19 protein-coding genes and 1 pseudogene are annotated in these 22,471 nt (G+C 39.5%); 10 read left to right on the top strand and 10 right to left on the bottom strand.

Features of this window, described 5'->3' with window-relative positions:
- Nucleotides 1-3 precede the first annotated feature (3 nt).
- The 4 genes and pseudogenes from edd (at nucleotide 4) to FH971_RS10480 (ending at nucleotide 4,367) form a co-directional block, all read left to right on the top strand.
- Nucleotides 4-1,830 (top strand): phosphogluconate dehydratase, encoded by a 1,827-nt coding sequence (gene edd / locus FH971_RS10495; RefSeq protein WP_140234260.1) that lies wholly within the window; start codon nucleotides 4-6, stop codon nucleotides 1,828-1,830.
- 20 nt (nucleotides 1,831-1,850) lie between these two features.
- Nucleotides 1,851-2,495, top strand: coding sequence for a bifunctional 4-hydroxy-2-oxoglutarate aldolase/2-dehydro-3-deoxy-phosphogluconate aldolase (locus tag FH971_RS10490; protein WP_140234259.1), 645 nt, complete (start codon nucleotides 1,851-1,853; stop codon nucleotides 2,493-2,495).
- Between the two features lie 550 nt (nucleotides 2,496-3,045).
- Nucleotides 3,046-3,453, top strand: coding sequence for a hypothetical protein (locus FH971_RS10485; protein ID WP_140234258.1), 408 nt, complete (start codon nucleotides 3,046-3,048; stop codon nucleotides 3,451-3,453).
- A 234-nt stretch (nucleotides 3,454-3,687) separates the two neighbouring features.
- Nucleotides 3,688-4,367: pseudogene (locus tag FH971_RS10480) on the top strand (aspartate/glutamate racemase family protein).
- A gap of 163 nt (nucleotides 4,368-4,530) precedes the next feature.
- Here FH971_RS10480 and adhE read toward each other — a convergent pair.
- Nucleotides 4,531-7,128, bottom strand: a complete 2,598-nt coding sequence (adhE, locus tag FH971_RS10475; protein ID WP_140234257.1) for a bifunctional acetaldehyde-CoA/alcohol dehydrogenase — start codon at nucleotides 7,126-7,128, stop codon at nucleotides 4,531-4,533.
- Between the two features lie 690 nt (nucleotides 7,129-7,818).
- Between adhE and FH971_RS10470 the strand changes: the two genes are divergently transcribed.
- From FH971_RS10470 to FH971_RS10450, 5 genes are all read left to right on the top strand, one after another.
- A complete protein-coding gene (locus tag FH971_RS10470; RefSeq protein ID WP_140234256.1) occupies nucleotides 7,819-8,502 on the top strand; it encodes an HAD family hydrolase in 684 nt (227 codons plus the stop codon).
- 20 nt (nucleotides 8,503-8,522) lie between these two features.
- A complete protein-coding gene (locus FH971_RS10465) occupies nucleotides 8,523-9,485 on the top strand; it encodes a sugar-binding transcriptional regulator (protein ID WP_137227038.1) in 963 nt (320 codons plus the stop codon).
- 182 nt (nucleotides 9,486-9,667) lie between these two features.
- Nucleotides 9,668-11,374 (top strand): purine-cytosine permease family protein, encoded by a 1,707-nt coding sequence (locus FH971_RS10460; RefSeq protein WP_140234255.1) that lies wholly within the window; start codon nucleotides 9,668-9,670, stop codon nucleotides 11,372-11,374.
- A gap of 124 nt (nucleotides 11,375-11,498) precedes the next feature.
- Nucleotides 11,499-13,019, top strand: a complete 1,521-nt coding sequence (locus FH971_RS10455; RefSeq protein ID WP_140234254.1) for a mannitol dehydrogenase family protein — start codon at nucleotides 11,499-11,501, stop codon at nucleotides 13,017-13,019.
- 5 nt (nucleotides 13,020-13,024) lie between these two features.
- Nucleotides 13,025-13,963, top strand: a complete 939-nt coding sequence (locus FH971_RS10450; protein ID WP_140234253.1) for a carbohydrate kinase family protein — start codon at nucleotides 13,025-13,027, stop codon at nucleotides 13,961-13,963.
- A gap of 151 nt (nucleotides 13,964-14,114) precedes the next feature.
- Here the strand turns inward: FH971_RS10450 and FH971_RS10445 are convergent, their stop codons facing one another.
- From FH971_RS10445 to FH971_RS10405, 9 genes are all read right to left on the bottom strand, one after another.
- Nucleotides 14,115-15,491: an anti-phage deoxyguanosine triphosphatase gene (locus tag FH971_RS10445; RefSeq protein WP_140234252.1), complete on the bottom strand. Its 1,377-nt coding sequence runs from the start codon at nucleotides 15,489-15,491 to the stop codon at nucleotides 14,115-14,117.
- Between the two features lie 9 nt (nucleotides 15,492-15,500).
- Complete coding sequence (gene yfbR, locus FH971_RS10440; protein ID WP_137227042.1) at nucleotides 15,501-16,088, bottom strand: 5'-deoxynucleotidase; 588 nt, start codon at nucleotides 16,086-16,088, stop codon at nucleotides 15,501-15,503.
- 113 nt (nucleotides 16,089-16,201) lie between these two features.
- Complete coding sequence (locus tag FH971_RS10435; protein ID WP_137227043.1) at nucleotides 16,202-17,416, bottom strand: pyridoxal phosphate-dependent aminotransferase; 1,215 nt, start codon at nucleotides 17,414-17,416, stop codon at nucleotides 16,202-16,204.
- Between the two features lie 280 nt (nucleotides 17,417-17,696).
- On the bottom strand, nucleotides 17,697-18,257 hold the full coding sequence (gene efp / locus FH971_RS10430; RefSeq protein WP_137227044.1) for an elongation factor P: 561 nt from the start codon (nucleotides 18,255-18,257) through the stop codon (nucleotides 17,697-17,699).
- A 49-nt stretch (nucleotides 18,258-18,306) separates the two neighbouring features.
- Complete coding sequence (gene earP / locus FH971_RS10425; protein WP_140234251.1) at nucleotides 18,307-19,494, bottom strand: elongation factor P maturation arginine rhamnosyltransferase EarP; 1,188 nt, start codon at nucleotides 19,492-19,494, stop codon at nucleotides 18,307-18,309.
- A gap of 88 nt (nucleotides 19,495-19,582) precedes the next feature.
- On the bottom strand, nucleotides 19,583-20,110 hold the full coding sequence (fldA, locus tag FH971_RS10420; RefSeq protein ID WP_137227046.1) for a flavodoxin FldA: 528 nt from the start codon (nucleotides 20,108-20,110) through the stop codon (nucleotides 19,583-19,585).
- A 51-nt stretch (nucleotides 20,111-20,161) separates the two neighbouring features.
- Nucleotides 20,162-20,434 (bottom strand): LexA regulated protein, encoded by a 273-nt coding sequence (gene ybfE, locus FH971_RS10415; RefSeq protein ID WP_137227047.1) that lies wholly within the window; start codon nucleotides 20,432-20,434, stop codon nucleotides 20,162-20,164.
- Nucleotides 20,435-20,442: 8 nt separating this feature from the next.
- Nucleotides 20,443-20,664, bottom strand: a complete 222-nt coding sequence (locus tag FH971_RS10410; protein WP_137227048.1) for a DUF2788 domain-containing protein — start codon at nucleotides 20,662-20,664, stop codon at nucleotides 20,443-20,445.
- 97 nt (nucleotides 20,665-20,761) lie between these two features.
- Nucleotides 20,762-21,535 (bottom strand): alpha/beta fold hydrolase, encoded by a 774-nt coding sequence (locus FH971_RS10405; protein WP_140234250.1) that lies wholly within the window; start codon nucleotides 21,533-21,535, stop codon nucleotides 20,762-20,764.
- Nucleotides 21,536-21,837: 302 nt separating this feature from the next.
- Here FH971_RS10405 and seqA point away from each other — a divergent pair, with 302 nt between their 5' ends.
- A complete protein-coding gene (seqA, locus tag FH971_RS10400; protein WP_140234249.1) occupies nucleotides 21,838-22,464 on the top strand; it encodes a replication initiation negative regulator SeqA in 627 nt (208 codons plus the stop codon).
- Nucleotides 22,465-22,471: the final 7 nt, after the last annotated feature.

Raw genomic sequence — 22,471 nt, 5'->3', positions numbered from 1 at the left:
ACCATGCACTCAGTAGTACAAGCGGTTACCGATAGAATTATTGCTCGTAGCCAACAATCTCGTTCAAGTTATTTATCTGCATTAGACGATGCCAACACTCGAGGCGTTCACCGTAGCGCATTAAGTTGTGGCAATTTGGCCCATGGATTTGCAGCTTGCCAACCAGAAGCAAAAGATTCATTGCGTCATTTGACTAAAGCCAATATAGGTATTGTGACAGCATTTAATGACATGTTATCTGCACATCAACCATACGAGACATACCCAAATATGCTTAAGCAAGCATGTATGGATGTGGGCAGTGTGGCACAAGTGGCTGCAGGTGTTCCTGCTATGTGTGATGGCGTGACTCAAGGTCAGCCTGGCATGGAACTGAGTTTACTTAGTCGCGAAGTGATTGCTATGTCTACCGCAGTTGGCTTATCGCACAATATGTTCGATGGTGCTTTGCTACTTGGTATCTGTGACAAGATTGTTCCTGGGTTATTAATTGGCGCCTTAAGTTTTGGCCATTTACCAATGCTATTTGTGCCAGCTGGGCCAATGAAGTCAGGTATTCCAAACAAAGAAAAAGCCCGTATTCGTCAGCAATTTACTCAAGGTAAAGTGGACCGTGCAGTATTACTAGAAGCTGAAGCTAAGTCTTACCATAGTGCAGGTACTTGTACTTTTTATGGTACTGCCAACTCAAACCAGTTAATGCTAGAAGTAATGGGATTACAGTTACCGGGTTCTTCATTTATTAACCCTGATGACCCAATACGAGATGAATTAAGTAAGATGGCTGCTAAGCAAGTATGCCGTTTAACATCAATGGGCACGCAATATACTCCAATTGGTGAAATTGTTACTGAAAAGTCTATTGTTAACGGTATTGTGGCCATTTTGGCCACCGGTGGTTCAACCAATTTAACAATGCATATTGTCGCTATTGCGCGTGCTGCCGGTATTATTGTCAACTGGGATGATTTTTCTGATTTGTCAGACTCTGTGCCGTTACTCGCTCGTGTTTACCCGAATGGTCAAGCTGATATTAATCATTTCCATGCTGCAGGCGGCATGGGGTTCTTGGTTAAAGAGTTACTTGATGGTGGTTTATTACATGAAGATGTCAAGACTGTCGCAGGTTTTGGTTTACGTCGTTATACCCAAGAGCCGCGTTTAATTGAAGGCGAACTTAAGTGGGTTGATGGTGTAACTGAAAGTCTAGATAAAGAAGTATTGACTCATCTAGATACACCTTTTCAAAAGAATGGCGGTTTGAAACTACTTAAAGGTAACTTAGGCCGTGCAGTGATTAAAGTTTCTGCTGTGCCTTCTGCAAATCGAATTATTGAAGCGCCTGCAGTCGTTATTAATGATCAAAATGAAATTGATGAATTGTTTAAATCAGGATCTTTAGATAGAGACTGTGTCGTTGTTGTTAAAGGTCAGGGGCCTAAAGCTAATGGCATGCCAGAACTACACAAGCTAACGCCTTTCTTGGGCACCTTACAAGATAAAGGGTTTAAAGTTGCATTAGTGACTGATGGCCGTATGTCTGGTGCGTCAGGTAAAGTACCTGCTGCTATTCATTTAACTCCGGAAGCCCTCGATGGTGGATTAATTGCTAAGGTTGAGGATGGCGATTTAATTCGTATCGATTCAACCACAGGTGAGTTATCTCTGCTTGTTGATGAAAAAACACTTGCCAATAGAATCGCAGGGAAAGTTGATTTACATCATTCAAGCTATGGCATGGGGCGAGAGCTATTCGGTGCCTTACGTCGTAGTTTAAGTAGTCCTGAAACGGGTGCAAGAAGCACTAGTGCTATTGATGAATTATATTAAAAATAAAGGAAGTCGGTAATATGCTTAAGCCTAATAATTGGTTGTTACAACCACAAGACGTGTTTAAACGTAGTCCGGTTGTTCCGGTCATGGTGATTAATAAAATTGAACAAGCTGTGCCATTAGCAAAAGCGTTAGTGGCGGGCGGCATTAGTGTTTTAGAAGTGACTTTACGTACTCCTTGTGCGTTAGAAGCGATTGCTAAAATAGCTAAAGAAGTACCTGAAGCGCTTGTAGGCGCTGGTACTGTGTTAAATGAAAGTCAGCTGAAGCAAGCTGTTGAAGCAGGTGCCCAATTTATTATTACCCCAGGGGCTACTGTTGATTTATTAAAAGCTGCCAAGAATGGAACTGTACCGTTAATTCCAGGTATCGCTAGCATTTCAGAGATAATGGTAGGAATGGAGTTGGGTTACACTCACTTCAAATTTTTCCCAGCTGAAGCCTCTGGCGGCGTTAATGCATTGAAATCATTCTCTGGGCCACTGTCTAATATTCATTTCTGCCCAACAGGTGGCATTAGCCTTGCTACTTATAAAGACTATTTGGCATTGCCTAACGTTGATTGTATTGGTGGGAGCTGGATTGCTCCAACAGACGCAGTTGAAAATGAAGATTGGGCTCGTATTACGCAATTGTGTAAAGAAGCGTTAGCTGGTCTTTAATTAATCGTTTAATCGCAACACATTAAAAACCAGCTTAGTAAGCTGGTTTTTTTATGCCTTGTACGCTTAGCCATATTGATCTGGCATATGGCCTGAGGCCATCTCTTAATTTTATTGGGTCAGAATTTTATTGGGTCAGAGTAACGTTAATGAAAATGCTTATTAACAATACCTTACAGATTATTGTGTCAGGACATTAACTCTAAAATTGTGACTAGCTAAAACACTGGATACACCATTCCTACTTCCCTTTAAGGGCAGTACACAGTGCTTATGAAATTTTAAAAGAGAAATATCTGATCTTCGTTGACTCCAAAACTAATTAGGAGGAAATTAGTAGTAAAGGGAACAAACATAAATAAGTTTTTGGCGGGTAATGAAAGTCTAAATCTAACACAAAGCGGCAAATTTGTTCACTTCGGTCACCGCGACCAAAAGATCTGTACCGTTAAGTGATAATCGCGCAGCGTTTTCACCCATAAGCTTAATCTTAGGTTAAATGACATTTAAAGGCACTTGCTAAAGACTCTTTATCTAAAAGGAGTGCATTATGAATAACGAACAAAATCATGACTATAGCGACCATAAACACGACTATAGTGAGCACAAACATGACCACTTGGATCATGAACAATGGCAAGCTGACCATCAGAGTTGGCATATCGAGCACAGTAAGCTGCTCGCCACCCTGCACAGCATTGAAGCCGAAATTCACGAACATGAGGCGCAAATTCTAATGCATGAGCAAGAAATTATGACTCATGAGATTGAGATGGCGCACCATGAAGAGATAATCAGTGCACATGAGCGCTCAGGCGAGCGAACAGGACATGATGGCGCTCAGGTTAATCATGATACTCAGCATAAGTCTCACAAAGTTTTTGCCTGTGAGCATGAGCAATTGAAAGAACGTCATCAGGCCATTTGTAATAAGTTTAAAGAATTGAACCTGCACTGATTACCCTAGAAGGTGGCTTATTTTCTGCCACACGACTAATGATTCTGGTGCTTGTGTTTAAAATAAGTCTGATTGCGATAAACAGCAGCATATTGACGAGCCTGTAGAATGTTGAAGTGCAGGTTGAAACCCATTTTTTGCTGTGGGAGAGTTACTTAGGATATTTTCTATAACGTGTTCCCGCATGAATTAATTGCTTAGCAATTGTAGTTTTTCGTATTGCTCTGAATTTAATTGAGTAAAATATGCATGAATGGCAGTATGAGTTGGGAGTCGGCGTAAAGCTATTATCAGGCGATTAACCAAGGGGTTAAGACAGTTTTAGGTGACTTACATTCAGAGAAAATATGTTTGTACAGTGTCGATTTTGCTGAAATTGAAGCGTCACAGCATCAAGGGGTATGGATGTAGCTGATGCCGCTTTTGTGGTAGAAGCCGGTGACGCTGATTTTGTGATTATTTGTACCAATACCATGCACAAAGTGGCTGATGAGATCCAAGCACAAATCTCTATACCCATTTTGCATATTGCTGATGCTACAGCCGAGGTGTTGTTAGCCGATTGGATCAATAAAGTCGACTTGCTGGGCACGCGCTTTACCATGGAGCAAGACTTTTATAAGCAGCGAATAACTGCTAACTATCCCATTAAGGTTTTTGTACCTTCGCTAGGCGAGCAAATATTAATCCATGATGTGATATATCAAGAGCTATATCTTGACACTATTAATCCGCAATCACGGCAATCCTATCTTGGAATTATTGACAAATTTTATGAGCAAGGAACTGAGGCTGTCATTTTAGGTTGTACTGAAATAGCCTTACTTGTGCAGCAACAACATACTCATGTGCCTTTGTATGATACTACTCAACTCCATGCAAATAGTGCCGTTATGCTGGTATTGGCTAAGTAACATTAATTGGGGATAACAACTGTCTTTCAAACTGCTTATTACCTCGTAACAGTTAAATTGAGTGCAGTCGATTCATTTTCAAATGCATTCTTAAAACAATAAAAAACGCCCTACAATATTGTAAGGCATCTTATTAAAAGCTTACTGCTTATTCTCGTTTAGGCTAGTCTTTATAAGCTCTGCCATAGAAGCTGTCTAACAGCACTTGTTTTAGCTCTTTGATTAACGGGTAACGTGGATTAGCACCAGTACATTGATCATCGAATGCATCTTCAGCCAGTTCATCCAGTTTGGCGATGAAATCTGCTTCATTAACTCCAGCATCTTGAATTGATGCAGGAATACCAATGGTTGTTTTAAGCTCTTCAATCTTTTCAATCAGTTTTTCAACTTTTTGAGCATCTGTTTTACCCCCTAGCTTTAAATAATCCGCAATGGCAGCATAACGGCACAGCGCTTTAGGGCGATCATATTGACTAAAAGCCGCTTGCTTGGTTGGCATGTCTGTCGCGTTAAAACGGATCACGTTAGAGATTAATAATGCGTTAGCCAAACCGTGAGCTAAGTGGAACTCAGCCCCTAATTTGTGCGCCATTGAGTGACAAACACCTAAGAATGCATTGGCAAAAGCAATACCCGCGATGGTGGCTCCATTATGGACTTTTTCTCGAGCCACTGGCGCTTTAGCGCCAAATTCATAAGAGTCTGGTAGGTATTTAAATAATAGGTCTAATGCTTGTAACGCTTGGCCATCACTGTACTCGTTTGCCATCACACTTACATAAGCTTCTAACGCATGTGTGACAGCATCAATGCCACCAAAAGCGGTGAGTGATTTAGGCATGTCCATGACTAAATTAGGATCGACAATCGCCATGTTCGGGGTTAATTGATAGTCTGCAATAGGGTACTTCATGCCGGTTTTTTCATCGGTTACCACGGCAAAAGGAGTGACTTCTGAACCAGTACCTGAGGTTGTCGGAATGGCAACCATTTGAGCTTTAACGCCCATTTTAGGGAATTTATAAATACGTTTACGGATGTCCATAAAACGCATTGCTAAATCGGCAAAATCAACATTAGGGTGTTCGTACATAACCCAAATGATCTTTGCTGCATCCATTGGCGATCCACCGCCTAATGCAATAATGACATCTGGCTGAAAGCTTTGTGCGATTTTAGCGCCTTGGCGAACAATCGCTAAGGTTGGATCGGCTTCCACTTCGTAAAACACTTCGGTTTCAAGTCCCTGTGCTTTAAGGATTTTTAAGGTCTCGTTACAATAACCGTTATTGAATAAGAATTTGTCAGTAATGATCAGTGCACGTTTTTTATCACTTAACTCTTCAAGTGCTATCGGTAGACTACCGCGGCGAAAGTAAATAGATGATGGAAGCTTATGCCACAACATGTTTTCAGCCCTCTTAGCGACCATTTTTTTATTGATTAAGTGACTTGGGCCGACGTTCTCTGAAATTGAATTACCACCCCATGAACCACAACCGAGAGTTAACGATGGTGCTAACTTAAAGTTGTATAAGTCACCAATACCACCTTGTGATGCAGGGGTATTAATCAAAATGCGTGCTGTTTTCATTCTAAAACCAAAGGCTTTAACGCGATCATCTTGGGTGTCTTGATCGGTATATAAACCAGACGTATGGCCAATACCCCCCAAGGTGACTAAGGCTTCAGCTTTGTCCATTGCTTCATTAAAGTCTTTTGCTTTATACATACCTAATAACGGAGATAATTTCTCATGGGCGAAGGCTTCAGCGTCATTAATATCTGTGACTTCACCAATGAGCACTTTGGTGGTACTTGGCACTTCAAAGCCAGCCATTGCAGCTATCGAAACAGCACTCTGGCCAACAATATCGGCGTTAAGACCACCGTTTTTAAGGATCACAGTTTGCATTGCCGCAGTTTCAGCTTTAGACAGAATATGACCGCCGTGACTGACAAAACGCTCTTTTACTTGTTTATAAATACTGTCTACCACAATCACCGCTTGTTCAGATGCGCATACCACACCATTGTCGAAGGTCTTTGACATTAATATGGAGCTTACAGCACGTTTGATGTCCGCTGTTTCATCGATAACGATAGGTGTATTACCTGCACCAACACCGATAGCTGGTTTACCTGAAGAATAGGCCGCTTTAACCATGCCTGGTCCACCAGTGGCTAAGATGAGGTTAATTTTTGCATGAGTCATTAATTGGTTAGACAAGGCAACACTTGGTTGATCAATCCAGCCAATAATGTCTTTGGGTGCACCTGCGGCAACTGCTGCATCTAATACTATTTTAGCTGCAGTCGTGGTTGAGTTTTTAGCTCTTGGGTGCGGTGAGAAAATAATACCATTGCGAGTTTTTAAGCTAATAAGGGCTTTAAAAATAGCGGTAGATGTTGGGTTTGTCGTAGGGACAATACCGCAAATAATACCAACAGGTTCTGCAATAGTGATAGTACCAAAGGTTATATCTTCAGACAAAATACCGCAGGTTTTTTCATCTTTGTATTTGTTATAAATGTATTCCGATGCAAAGTGATTTTTAATCACTTTATCTTCTAATACGCCCATACCAGTTTCAATTACGGCCATTTTGGCTAATGAGATTCTTGCATCAGCAGCAGCTAATGCTGCAGCTCTGAAGATGTTATCTACTTGCTCTTGGCTAAAATTAGCGAACTCTGCTTGTGCCTTGGCAACGCGCTCTACCAATAAATCAAGCTCTTGAATGTTGGTGACTGTCATAGTGGTTCCTTCTAAAAATATTCAACAAATCGATTTTGTAAAATATTCTTTGTGAATAAAATTACAGCTTTCAGGGCTGATATATTGTGATATTGACCACAAAAGACTGATAACTGTAATTTTATTACAATATCTGCTGCTTATTGTAGCTGTTCTCTGTATTTAACGAGATAAATTTTAAAACAGACTTAGATGTAATTGGCGATAGCGATATGACAAAACAGTGACATAAATTAACAACAAAGAATTAATTATCTACGTTATCTATTGATGCATAATCGACTAAAAATAGGTTTGTTAATTGTCCTGCTTAGAGAAAAGTATAGTTTTTATTAAGAGGATGTTGTTCGGCTTCGTCGGCAAATAACATATTTAAAAATACATTGTTGAATATAAACAACATTTTAATATTTATAAGCATTAATTAGTGATAGCTAAAGCTTGTAATGCTTATTTAATTGAATAAATGTGATTGACATCAATATTAAGAAAAGGGAATATGCTCATTAGTAGGGCATATGCTCATTTTGGTTGGGGCTGATAATGTAGTGTGCTACAAGAGGCCTTAATTTACCGCGCAAATGATGATTGTGGCTAGTAAGGGACAACTAGAATGAATTAAGTGGCACCCCAATTTTACCGTCATATTATTATCGTACTTAACATTAGCGCTATGCGATAGGTGAATTTATGGACATTGATACACAATTAGTCATTTTTGATTGCGATGGTGTGGTCATAGACAGTGAAGTCATAAGCGCCAATGTATTAATTGAACAATTAGCTGTGCTGGGTGCAAAAATTGATATGGCCTTTGTCCAAAAACACTTTTTGGGTTGCCAATTTGCTACGGTAGCCGCCAAAGTTCATAATTTATTGTCCATTATTTTGCCAGTAGATTTTGAAGCGCAATATCGTAAACAGTTATTACTTGAGTTTGAACAAAATTTAACGGTGACAAGCGGTATAAAGGAAATATTGACGCAATTGAATGTAGCTTGTTGTATTGCGACCAGTAGTAGCTTACCTAGAACAACAAAAGCATTAGCTGTAGTTGGGTTAACCGATGTATTTGCTGAGCACGTGTTTACAGCCAGTGAAGTTAAAAATGGTAAGCCTGCACCGGACTTATTTTTACATGCTGCTAAAAGCATGGGCATGGCGCCAGAACATTGTTTAGTTATTGAAGACAGTTTTTTTGGTGTAAGTGCTGCAATTGCAGCAAATATGCCGGTGATACATTACGTCGGTGGCGGTCATATAGTTGATAGCATGGGCAGCGATTTACACCCAGTATCACAAGCATATCCAATGGTTCCAGTACTTAACCATTGGCATCATTTTAAGCATTTAATGCCAACCTTAGTAAGTTGATATTGAATATAAGGGTTAATATGGACAGCAAATCGAATTCAGAACTCGCGCGTTTAGAGCAAGCAGCTAGAGCGGCTTGGTTATATTACGTTGCTAAAAATACTCAGGATGAAATTGCTCAAAAATTAGAAGTATCAAGACAGACTGCCCAGCGTTTGGTTGCATTAGCCGTCAGTGAAGGGTTAATCAAAGTTCGTTTAGATCACCCCATTGCTAAATGTATGGATCTTGGACAACAACTCAAGCAAGCTTTTAACTTATTGGAATGCGAAATTGTTCCAAGCGATCCTGCTGATGCGAATAATGTTTATGGTTTGGCACAACGTGGTGCCGCTGTGCTAGAACGATATTTGAAATCAGATCTGCCTAAAACATTAGCATTCGGCACAGGAAGAGTACTCAAAGCGTGTGTTGATGAATTACCTTCGATGCAATGCCCGCAACATAGAATCGTATCGCTATTAGGCAATATGATGTTAGATGGTTCAGCTTCGGCATTTGACATTGTTGTCAGTATGGCGAGTAGGGTACAAGCTAAGCATTATCCAATGCCGTTGCCCGTTATTGCGAGCTCAGTGACAGAAAAGAACTTGTTACATGAATTAGCACCTGTAAAAAGTATTTTTGAATTAATTCAACATGCTGATGCCACCTTTGTCGGAATAGGGCATATGGACGTAAATCCGCCGTTATTGTTAGATGGTTTTATTAATCAGATCCAACTTAATGAATTAAAGGATGCCCATGCAGCGGGCGAAATTATTAGTTGGGTTTATAACCAACAAGGTCAGCTGCTAGAACATCCTATCAATCAATTAGTGATGAGTGCACCGTTAAAGGTTAATTCAACTAAACCTGTATATGGTATAGCCGCAGGTCAACATAAAGTGGATGCCATCTATTCGGCATTACAAGGACGATTAATTAACTCGTTAATCACCAATGAATTCACCGCGGAAAAAATATTAGCTAGACTAAAATAGTTAACAATAAACCAGCTCAATATAAATAGAACAATATCAATCAATAAGACAGCGATATAAATGGGGTTATTATTTCTAATGGATAGAAATAGTAAATAGTCAGTAAAGGTAAATTGTTTAATTTTATCATCGATTTTTGGTGAGGGGGTTAATTTACCTGAAAGAACAGGAATATAAAAATAATGACAACAAGACAACACCAGCCTTCATTTGAACAAATGAATGAAGAGCAACTGCCCGTAGCCCAAAATAAGCTCCATGGTTGGAAGCACTTTGCTGGTTTATATGCTGGGGAGCATGTAGCCGCAACTGAATTTGTTATCGGTGCTACCTTTGTTGCCTTGGGTGCATCGACCATTGATATTTTATTGGGGTTATTAATCGGTAACCTTTTAGCCATGTGTTCATGGTGGTTATTAACCGCACCTATAGCGGTAGAAACACGATTAAGTTTATATAACTATTTGAATAAAATAGCTGGCGACTCGATGACCAAGCTCTATAACTGGGCGAACGTCATTATCTTCTCGGTGATATCTGCGGCGATGATTACAGTATCGTCGACAGCCGTACGTTTCTTATTCGACATTCCCGCACAATTAAATTGGTATCCAAGCAGTGTGATGATTGTATTAGCCGTGGGCTCAATCGTTGTGGTGGTTGCCATGTATGGGTTTTCTACCGTTGCAGATTTTTCTAAAATTTGTGCCCCCTGGTTATTTGTTATCTTTATTGCGGGTTCATTCACCTTATTTCCTGCGTTATCCAATCATGTAATTGGTAGTACCACGTTAACCAGTTGGCAAGACTTTATGACAATTGGTGACAGCTCAATTTGGACCGGAATAAACGATAAAGGCGAACCCGGCATTGGTTTACTTGAAGTAATAGGTTTTGCGTGGGCTGCTAACTCAATTACTCATTTTGGTTTGATCGACATGGCAATTTTCCGCTTTGCTAAGCGTAAAAGTTATGGTTTGTTTTCGGGTGTTGGAATGTTCTTCGGCCATTACTTAGCATGGATTTCTGCAGGTATTATGGGCGCAGGCACCGCGGTACTTTTAAAAACCACTATTACTCAACTCGATCCAGGTGATGTTGCCTACCATGCTTTAGGTTTTTCTGGCTTTGTGATTATCATTATCGCTGGTTGGACGACCGCAAACGCCAATTTATACCGTGCTGGTCTTGCCGCGCAATCAATCTTTGTTAACCAATCTCGTGAACGTACCACAGCCATTGTTGGTTTAGTCACTATAGTGATTGCGTGTTTTCCATTTGTGTTTTCGCAGATGTTACCGTTACTGACCTATGCTGGCCTATTAGTTGTTCCTGTTGGTGGTATTGTGTTTGCTGAGCACGTGTTGTTTCCTAAGATTGGATTAACCCGTTATTGGGTTAAATATCAAAATCTGTCTAAAAGTACACCCGCAATTGCATCTTGGGCATTAGCGTTAGTGTTTGGCTTTGGTTTAAATAGTCTTGATATTATTTCGTTCTATTATTTATTTATTCCAACGTGGATATTCACCATTATTATTTATACCGTCTTGGCTAAAAAATATGGTGCCGATTTAGATTACACCGATGCCATATTATTAGATGAAAAAGAACAGCAACAAATTGTTGAATATCAAGATGAAATGGCTAAAGACGATACGCCACAAGTTGAAGACAACAGTAAGTTAACCCTATTACTAAATGGCTTTGCGTTTGTTTCGCTAGTTGTTATTAGCATATTGGCTGTTAACGTTATGTTTTACAGTCCAACGATGGAAATCTATACAGATAATAAATCATTATTTGAAACAGTTTGCTTCGCATGTACTGTGATTTATTTTAGCTGTTCATATGTCGCCTTGAAACGACATAAAAAATTAAATTTATAATCGAGACATTAATGACTCAAGCTTAATAATGTTAATAAAAAATTAACCTTGAGTCAGCTGTGTTATTTCATTGAGATAACATATACATCCATATTGTTTAATTATTTTATGAGGCACAATCCACATGGATCACTCTCAACAGTCAAGCGTTCAACTTAACATGTTAAACCAACAAAGTTTGTCAACATTACCTACTCATGTTGATGTGCCAAAATATGATCGTAGCAAGTTAACTGCGGGCATAGTTCACATAGGTGTTGGTGGTTTTCATCGAGCTCATCAAGCGATGTACATCAATGAATTGTTAAAGAAGCCTGGTTCTGAATCTTGGGCGATTTGTGGTGTGGGTTTGTTAGAAGCTAACCGCGGTTTACGTGATGTGTTGGTAAAACAAGACTATTTGTACAGTTTAACAGTGCGTCACCCAAATGGTCATATTGATCATCAAGTGATGGGGTCAATGATTGATTTTTTATTTGCACCAGAAAACAAGCAACATGTTATTGATAAACTAGTTAACTCTGACACTAAAATTGTGTCATTAACCATTACTGAAGGCGGTTATAACTTTAACCCTGCAACGGGTGAGTTTGATTTCAACAATCCAGACATTATCCATGATATGGCGAATCCTAATGACCCTATCACTGCGTTTGGTTATTTAACGGCAGCACTTAAACAGCGTAAAGCTAAGGGCATGAAGCCTTTTACTATTCAGTCTTGTGACAACATTCAGCATAACGGCGACATGACCCGTAAAATGCTATTGGCGTTTGTGAATAAAAATGACGCTGATTTAGGCCAATGGATTGAAGCAAATGTAGCGTTTCCAAACGCAATGGTTGACCGTATTACCCCTGTAACAACTAAAGCGGATATCGAGTATGTGACCAACACGTTACACATTAACGATGAATGGCCAATTACTTGCGAAGCCTTCACTCAATGGGTCATAGAAGACAACTTTAGTGATGGCCGTCCGGCGTTAGATACCGTTGGGGCTCAATTTGTCAGTGACGTAACACCATTTGAAAAAATGAAGATCCGTTTATTAAACGCAGGCCATTCAGTATTAGGTTTACTAGGGTCTATACATGGTTTTGCGACAATTGATGAATCGGTATCGGATCCGCTATTTTCTTCCTATTTACGTCGATTTATGGACGATGAAGTTACACCGTTAATCGAGCAACTTGAAGGGATTGATTTAACTCAATATAAAGACACCTTAATTGAGCGTTTTGCCAATCCGAACATTAAAGATAACTTGGCACGTATTTGTTTAGAAAGTTCAGCTAAGTTACCAAAATTTATCATTGCTTCTATTAATGAAAACATCGCCTTAGGCCGTGATACTTCTTTGGCAACATTAGTCATAGCGACTTGGTGTTTATACAGTGACAAACGTGTAGACCAGCAAGGGAAAGCGTTAGATATTAGTGACCAAATGTCTGCACAGTTACATGAATTTGCCAGTAGAACAGTACAAGATCCGTTAGCTTTTTTACAGTTAACCGACTTATTTGGTGATCTCAATAATCAAGCCATTTTCTGCAAAGATTATCGTCAAGCTATTACTGCCTTATACGCACCAGGCTCCGATATTAAAGCGATCATGCAAGCAAGATTACAAGCAAAGAGTTAATCATTATGAATAGTGTATTAATTAATCATAAAGTAACAGCAGACATCAATGTTAGCTGTTTTGGCGAAGTATTATGGGATTGTTTCTCAGATGATAAGCGTGTTGGTGGGGCACCTTTAAATGTGTGCGTCAGACTTAATTCCTTGGGTATTAAAGCTTCAATGATCAGTGCCGTTGGTGATGATTTATTAGGCCGCGAACTGCTGAGTTTTATTGATGATCGTGGTGTTAATCGTGACTGTATCGCCATGGACCCAGTCAAAAGCACCAGCACTGTCCAAGTTACCTTAGACAAAAACGGTTCAGCATCCTACGAAATCGTCGCCGATACAGCTTGGGACAATATCGCATTGACTGAAGATCTTATTGAGCAAGTGAATCGTGCTGATATGTTGGTTTTTGGCAGTTTAATTGGACGCAATGATGTGTCTCTCAGTACCTTAACTGCCTTAGTTGAATTGGCTGCATTTTCTGTATTTGACGTTAACTTACGTGCGCCGCATTACCAGATTGGCAATGTGGTTAATTTGATGAAAAAAGCAGACTTCATAAAATTAAATGATGATGAATTGTATGAGATTGCTAAAGAAATGGGCTCGCCATTTTATTCATTAGAGCAAAACTTGGATTTTATCGCTGAACAAACCCAAACCAAATACCTGTGTGTGACCAAAGGCAGTCATGGTGCACTACTGAGTGTTGCTGGGCAGAAGTTTTATAATTCAGGTTATTTAGTCAATGTAGTTGATACCGTTGGTGCCGGAGATTCGTTTTTAGGATCGTTACTGTATCAATTATGCAGTGACAATAATCCTCAATATGCGATTGATTTTGCCTGTGCAGTAGGGGCTTTGGTGGCACAATCTCATGGGGCAACGCCATTGTTGTCACTGAGTGAAATACAATTATTTATGCAACCAGTTCAACCAGTTCAACCAGTTTAAATGTAGCTTGGTCAGTTGGGGATACATTTTATGACCAAAAAAGTAAAGTGAAGTGAAATGTTTGGGTTATTTTCCCCTTTATGTAACCCGTAAGCGCTTGGTTGCGATAACCAAGCGCTTTTTTTTGCATAATAATATGAACACAGTGATGTTATTGCTCGCGACTTAAATCCATAATACCCGCCGTTTTTGAGCCGAATAATTGCTGATGTAAGCGTCCTGCAAATTCATCAGTCATGCCAGAAATATAATCGGCAATCACCCTCATTGGATTCTTATTATCATTACGTTCTGCTAACCAGCGCTCGCGAGTATTTAGCGGTAACAAACGTTCAGGATCCGAGGCAAACGCTTCAAACAATTCCATCACAATCTGTTGACCTTTGTATTCTAACATTTGAATTTCGGGTTTGCGGATCACATATTTAAACACGAACTGCTTTAGGACATGCAAAGTAGCAGCAAAATCTACCTGTAATTCAGCGTTATATTTCAATAAATCTTCATCAAATTTGGAGTTAGTACTAATTCCAATAGCGGTGACGAAACCGTTTACTAGCGTACCGATGGCATCTTTACGTAAATGATGCTCGTGGGAGAATAGTTTGTCACCTATTTGAGCAATTTCAGATATGAGCCATACATCTTTAATATCTGATAATTGTTCAACAACATCACGTTGCCACTGATGTTGATTCACAATACCCATCACAATGGCATCCTCAAGATCGTGCACGGCATAAGCAATGTCATCAGCCAATTCCATAATCGAGCAATCAAACGATTTATAGCGAGTTTTTAAATGGGGATAATCCACGTTTGTATGACTTTGCTCACTACTAATAAACAATTGTCGATCCGCTTCTGACAACTCTGACAACACCCAATCAATAATAGATTTATCATCATCAAATAAGCCTTTTACGGGTGGCCATTCAGAGGGTTTTAGTTGACGATGATTTGCTATGTCAGGCCGATGCAGGTCGATATACAATTGCGAATAAGTTGCGGGATATTTCATCACTCCCAATAAGGTACGTCGTGTGAGGTTCATGCCCCATGACAATGTATAGGGTTCTAAGCGAGTCAAAATTCGAAATGTTTGGCCATTGCCTTCAAAGCCACCGTGATGACGCATCATGTAATTCAATGCGACTTCACCGCCGTGACCAAAAGGAGGATGTCCGATGTCGTGAGCTAAACAAATGGATTCAATTAGGCTCATGGAGTTAAGCAAATATCTTAGTTCTGGATACTTACGACGTAACTGCGCTGTAATGCCTGTGCCAATTTGTGAAACTTCTAAGGAATGCGTTAAACGAGTACGATAAAAATCATTCATGCCAACACCCAGTACTTGGGTTTTGGCTTGAAGACGACGAAACGCAGCAGAATGAAGAATACGAGCTCGATCGCGCTGATAAGGGCTGCGATGGTCGTTACGGCGTTGTTTATCCTCACCAAGTAAACGTTGTTGCCAACGATTATCATGTTCCGTATTACTTGGCTCGTCAGTGTTATCAGACATAGAATTCCTTTACAGCATTTGATTAATTTCGTCTAAATTCAATGTAAAACTTGGAATAAAACAATCTCGGAAATAACCTACCGCTGGGTTCGGATTATCATGTAGACTTTGTTCCAAACGTTTACGGGCACTATTGAATTCGCTATTACCGGCTTTTTGCTCTTCTAAGCACTTTAAATACGCACATAATGTATCGGCTGCTTTTACGATGGCTTTGTATTGTGGATCAGCATCTTCACTAATAAATAGGCTACGATAATCTTCTCTAAATTCTTCCGGTACCATTTCTAACATTCGCTGTTCAGCAATGGCTTCTATCTTTTTATATTCAGCTTCAATTTCTTTATTAAAGTATTTTACTGGCGTTGGTAAATCACCGGTCAAAATTTCGCTGGCATCATGATAAATAGCAATGGTTGCGGCTTTATTAGCGTCTAAGTTGGTGTTGAATTTTTTATTACTGATAATGACAAGAGCATGGGCAACCATAGCCACTTGTAGTGAATGCTCTTGAACGTTTTCACGGCGCACGTTATACATTAACGGCCAACGTTGGATCAGTTTCATCCGAGATAAATGGGCAAATAAATGACTCATGAGACTCCTTACTGCGCTCAATAGTTTTTAATAGCTTACAGGAGCTTATCAATAAAAAAAAGCGACTGTTCAGTCGCTTAGTTATTTATTTTGAACCATGCTTATGTGAATGGTTATTGGCGGTAATCTTCTAAAAATTCACCAAATTCTGTAATAGCTTTAGTTAAATCTTCTTTATAAGGTAAGAATACCACCCGAAGATGATCGGGCTCAGGCCAGTTGAAGGCCGTTCCCTGAACCAAAAGAATTTTTTTCGTCTTTAATAAATCAAGCACCAAGCGTTCGTCATCGCGTAAATTAAATTTTTTCATGTCTAATTTTGGAAACGCGTACAGTGCCCCTTTAGGTTTTTTACAACTTACCCCTGGAATTTGGTTAAGTAATTCGTACACGGCATCGCGCTGAATCGTTAAGCGACCACTAGGTAAAATCAACTCGTTAATTGATTGATAACCACCTAACGCGGTTTGAATAGCATGTTGATTGGGCACATTGGCACACAAACGCATTGAAGCCAGCATTTCTAAGCCTTCAATATAGCTTTTGGCGGCTTTTAAGTTACCTGACAACATCATCCAACCGACACGGAATCCTGCCGCGCGGTAAGCTTTAGATAAACCATTAAAAGTAATCGTTAAGATATCATCAGATAAACCCGCTGCAGGTATATGTTTGGCTTCGTCATAGAGGATTTTGTCGTAGATTTCGTCGGCGAATAATATTAAATCGTGTTGCCGACATAACTCAATAACCTGCAACAACAATTCTTTACTATAAACTGCGCCAGTAGGGTTGTTTGGATTGATTAATACAATTGCACGGGTGCGACTGCTGATTTTACTGATAATGTCATCTAAGTCCGGGAACCAATCGGCTTCTTCATCGCACCGATAATGCACGGCTTTACCGCCTGCTAAGTTAGCTGCAGCAGTCCATAGAGGGTAATCGGGCGAGGGGATAAGCACTTCATCATCGGCGTTAAGCAAGCCTTGCATGGCCATCACGATCAATTCTGACACCCCATTACCTATGTAGATATCTTCAATATCGACACCAAATATTCCTTGAGCTTGATAATGTTGCACAATGGCTTTACGTGCAGAGAACAAGCCTTTAGATTCGCAGTAACCTTGTGCACTGGGTAAATTTAAAATGACGTCGCGAACGATCTCTTCTGGCGCTTCAAATCCAAACGGGGCCGGGTTGCCGATATTAAGCTTTAAGATACGGTGACCTTCGTCTTCAAGACGTCGGGCTTCTTTATGGACAGGACCACGGATATCGTAGCAAACTGAATCAAGCTTATTGGATTTGATAATGGGGCGCATACTACTATTCTCGATAACTAAATACGGCTTAAGTTATCGAACCATAACGAATTTATAGGCATTGTGAAAGAGGCAAATGCGCAAAGTGAAGAATAATATTAGTGTTAAATGCTGACTTGTTAGGTAAATTAGGCTTTGCTTTAGTGTTTTATTCTGTATTTTTATTATTTAGCAGTGTGGTTATAGTGTTTGACTACAAAAAAGCCAGCACGTAGTGCTGGCTTTTGCTGAGTTGACTTGTGTTATTACTATTTTACTAATAACCCATGTTAACTGGCGATTATACGCGCTTCTTGAACTCACCTGTGCGAGTATCAATTTCAATTTTGTCACCCACTTTAACAAAGTCAGCAACAGTAACAGTACCACCACCAGTAATGGTAGCTGGTTTCATTACTTTACCTGAAGTGTCGCCACGAGCTGAAGGCTCTGTGTAAATCACTTCACGTACGATGTGAACTGGCAATTCTACAGAAATTGCTTTGCCTTCATAGAAGGTCACTTGGCACATGTCTTCCATGCCATCAATGATATAGGTAGCAGCATCACCTAAGTTGTCAGCTTCTACATCGTATTGGTTATATTCACTATCCATGAATACATACATAGGATCGGCAAAATATGAGTAAGTACAATCAAGACGTTCTAAAATGATATCGTCTAATTTGTCTTCACCTTTAAAGGTTTGTTCAGTGCCAGAATCTAGCAATACGTTTTTTAATTTTAACTTAACGATTGCAGCGTTACGGCCAGAACGAGTTGTTTCAGTCTTCTGAACAACCCATGGGCTGCCATCTAACATGATCACGTTACCAGGACGGATTTCATGAGCAGTTTTCATTTCACTATTTCCTATATTTTGGGACTTTTTTTATTTATAGAGCAGTATCTTAGCTATTGTTAACGAATTGAACGAGTCGACTCGCAAGATCTGCATCATTTAACGCGTTAATTGGCCATTTAATAGCATGTTGCATTAAAGGCAAATTAACAGAAAGTAAGTGTTGCCAGTGCATTACTACCGCGTTTGTATTCCCTTGGTTGAAGGCCAAATTCACCTCAGACCAAGTAGTAGCAATTTCTGGAGCCAGATTATCGCAGTAAATTTGTATAAAAGCTTGTAATTTTACCAGGTGATAATCATCTTCTTGTGGATAAATGTGCCATATAAAAGGTTTTGCAGCCCATTGAGCACGTAAAAATGAATCTTCACCCCGCACAATATTAAAATCGCAGCTCCATAGCAAGCGATCAAAGCCATTTTGATCCGTCATCGGCAATATATGTAGGGTCAAGCTACCTATTATAAATTGTTGACCGGGTATCAAATCTTCAATGGCACAAGGTAATAAGCTTTGGATACTATTCAAACTACGCCCTTTAGGAATAAGCGCATGAACTGGAGTCGGTGATGCTTGCCATAAATGACATAAAGCGGTTAATGCTTCTGTTTCATAACTAAAGACACTGATAACCGTATCCTGAGCATTAATACCTTGTAAACCCAGTTGCTTGAATAATGCTAATTTATGTTTAGGGTCAGCTTGCCATTCATCACGTTGGTTAAATAAATCACGTTCACAAATAAGACCACCCGTTTTAGCGCTAAAACCAGGGAAATAGAACCATTTTGTAACGCCATTAGGTTGTGATGATGGTAGCCCATGGCAACCATCAACCCAATCTTCAGCACTGAGGTATTCTAGGTTAAGCCAAGTTGGGGCATGGGTATCTGAGTGGTGATGCAGTTGTTCAATCTGACCCTTAACTTGTGAAGGTAATTCACAGGCGAAAGCTTCAATAACGACTTCCCCAGATTTAAATTCTATATCTAGAGGGTTATTCCATTGAAATATATTCACGCCAAAAAATGATTGCTGTGCTTTATTAATATCAAGTTTAGGTAAAATATGTGAGAAACTCAGTAAGTCATCAACCCACAAATTAATCGGAATGTTATATTCTGCTACCAATTGTTTAGCCAAACGCCAAGTGACGCCTATATCACCATAGTTGTCGACAACGGTACAAAATATATCCCAATGATGTTGAGTTAAACAAGAACTATTGGTTGGCATATTGATGGTTACTTAACATTTAAAGGTAAACGTTAGACATTAAAAAGCGGCAATAAAGCCGCTTTTTATCATAAAAATATGTGCTTGGTTAGTCTTCTAACTCAGCTAAACACATTTCTTCATAAATTTGCTTAACCCAGCCGTCAACACGTTCTTCGGTTAGCTCTGGTTGACGGTCTTCGTCAATCCCTAACCCGACAAAGTGTTTGTCATCTGCCATGCCTTTAGATGCTTCGAAGTTGTAACTTTCTGATGGCCAATGACCAATAATGATACCACCACGAGCCTCTACGATGTCACGGATCATGCCCATAGCATCAAGGAAATATTCAGCATAATCTTCTTGGTCACCACAACCAAAAATAGCGACTAATTTGTCGGTAAAGTCAATTTGCTCAAGTTCCGGGAAAAAATCATCCCAATCACACTGTGCTTCGCCGTAATACCAAGTTGGAATACCAAACATTAACAAATCATATTCAGCAATTTGCTCTTTGGTACTCTTTGCGATGTCTTTGACATCGAGCATGCTTTTACCCAGTTTTTTCTGGATCATTTTGGCTACAGCTTCGGTGTTACCAGTGTCGCTACCGAAAAAAAGACCTACAGTTGCCATTGTCTATCCTTTAAATATCTAATTCGCGTTGTGCGATGTTCTAAAAACGTCTCAGTTGTCGAGTTGCTGTTGCAGAATAAATTCGATTAACTGGCTACGGCTGATGTTACTGTTCAAAGCTTGTTGGTTCAAGGCATCATACAAATCTTGTGACACTTTTAACTCTATTCGCTTTAAACCGTTAGCGCGATCACGCTGAATTTGGTTGCGCTTATTGATCTTTAATTGCTGATCTCGAGAAAGAGGGTTACTTCTCGGACGCCCTCGGCGCGTTTCTGCGGAAAAAAGATCAATAGTCGTTCTATCTGTTGTTTCTTTTGCCATTGTACTCTTTAACCGATCCCAGAGCCTTCCCAGGTCATCTGAATAATACCTTTTGCAATAAACCCGGCACAGCCAAGGAATAAAACTAACCAAACAATAAATCGACCAAATTTAGGCACATCACCTTGTTTAAGCACATCATGGATAGCCATGCCGATAAAAAAGAATATCGATGCAAAAAACAAGTTTAAGCCTACTGCTTCAATTTGTTCCATGTATTGGTTTAACATACTTCTACCTTCGCAATTAACTGTCTGGCGAAAAGAGGGCGAGAATATACCACATCACGTTGGCATCGGCTATATTCTAAAGGGTAAATATTAAAATTTACCCTTGGTTTTGTTCAATAAACTCGGACACAATACGATTAAATATTTCTGGCTTTTGTGCGTGTAACCAATGGCCTGTGCCATTCAATGTTTTAGCAATGGCATGGGGGAATTGACGCATAATGTCATCACGATATGCAGCCGTTATATAGTTTGAATCACCGCCACGTAAAAATAGTGTAGGCTTATTAAAATGACTGTCATTATTTAATGGCAAATCCCAACCAATAATATTGTTATAAGAATGAATTAACCCAGGTAAATTCATTTTCCATTCAAAACCGCTGTCAGTGCGTTGTAAATTCTTTAGTAAGAACTGAGACGTGGGCTCATCAATGCCTGCATCCATTAAATGGGTTAATGCAGATTGGCGAGTGGTGGCACTGTCTAATACTAAACTGGTTAACCCAGCAAATACCGTTTGATGTTTTGGACTATATGCCACTGGAGCGATATCTGCTACGACTAAGCTGATTACTCGTTCAGGATGCAAAAGTGCCATTGCCATTGCAATTTTTCCGCCCATTGAATGGCCAACAACATGGACTTGTTTAATGTGTAAATCGTCAAGAAGAGCAATCATGGCATTGGCTAATTGTGGATAATCCATGTTATCCCAATGTTCACTTAAACCATGATTGGGCACATCAACCCGTATGACTTGATGTTGTTTTTCCAGGACACGACTAAGATTTTTTAGATTATCAAGATTACCAAAGAGTCCATGAATTAACAGAACGGCTTCACCTTGACCGGAAGTTACATAATGCATACAGCAATAAGCTCGTTAAAACGATTAATGCTGAAGATTTTGCTGCAACTGGCCAGTCAAATCAAGTTTTGTGGCAGTCACAACAAATATTGCTTATATTTTATACTGCTTTTAATAAATTTTTAGTCATTTAATGCATATAATGATTTTGCTACTTTATTAGTAGGTTAAGCATGGCTTACACTGGAACGATATGTTTTGATCTCATTAATAATAATTTGATCTGCGATCCCTAATTAATCTACAGCAGCATGATATTGGCTCCAGTAGTGACAAAGACTGATAGAAAAAGGATGACTCTGATGAAATACATAGAAATTGACGAAGAACTTTATCGCTTTATTGCCAGCAAGACCGAACGCATAGGCGAAAGTGCTTCAGATATTTTACGTCGGTTATTGAACTTGTCAGTAGAAGATGTTGATATAAGTTTACCCATTGATATTAGTCAACCCAGTTTAGAATCTGCACCTGTACAAAATCGAGAACACGTATTTAATCAAGCTAAAATAGCGGTTGAAAAGGTTATTTCGGAACAAAAAATTCCTAGTCAACACAAAACATTAGATGAAAATTCCTTATCTACAGAAGTGATTGACTTTGACTCTATTGTAAATCAACATTTATTGAGCCAGCAAAAAGGTGCTGTCGGTCGCTTTATGTACTTATTAAGCAGCCTTGAAACAGTTGTTGGTAGTGATTTTGATAAAGTCTTAAATATCCAAGGCAAAGGTCGTTTGTACTTTGCTTGTTCTAAACAGGCTTTATTAGCGTCAAGTAAATCTTCAAATCCTAAAGAAATCGCAACCAGCGGTTTTTGGGTAACGACCAATAATAATACTGCTAAAAAACAAAATATTTTGATCGAAGTGTTAGAACACTTAGGTTGTGATAGTGAAAAGGCCAAAATGATTGCTGAACATATTTAATCGGTGA

It is taken from the genome of Shewanella polaris, from assembly GCF_006385555.1.
Lineage (GTDB): Bacteria > Pseudomonadota > Gammaproteobacteria > Enterobacterales > Shewanellaceae > Shewanella > Shewanella polaris.
This window is presented reverse-complemented; position numbering and strand designations above follow the sequence as displayed.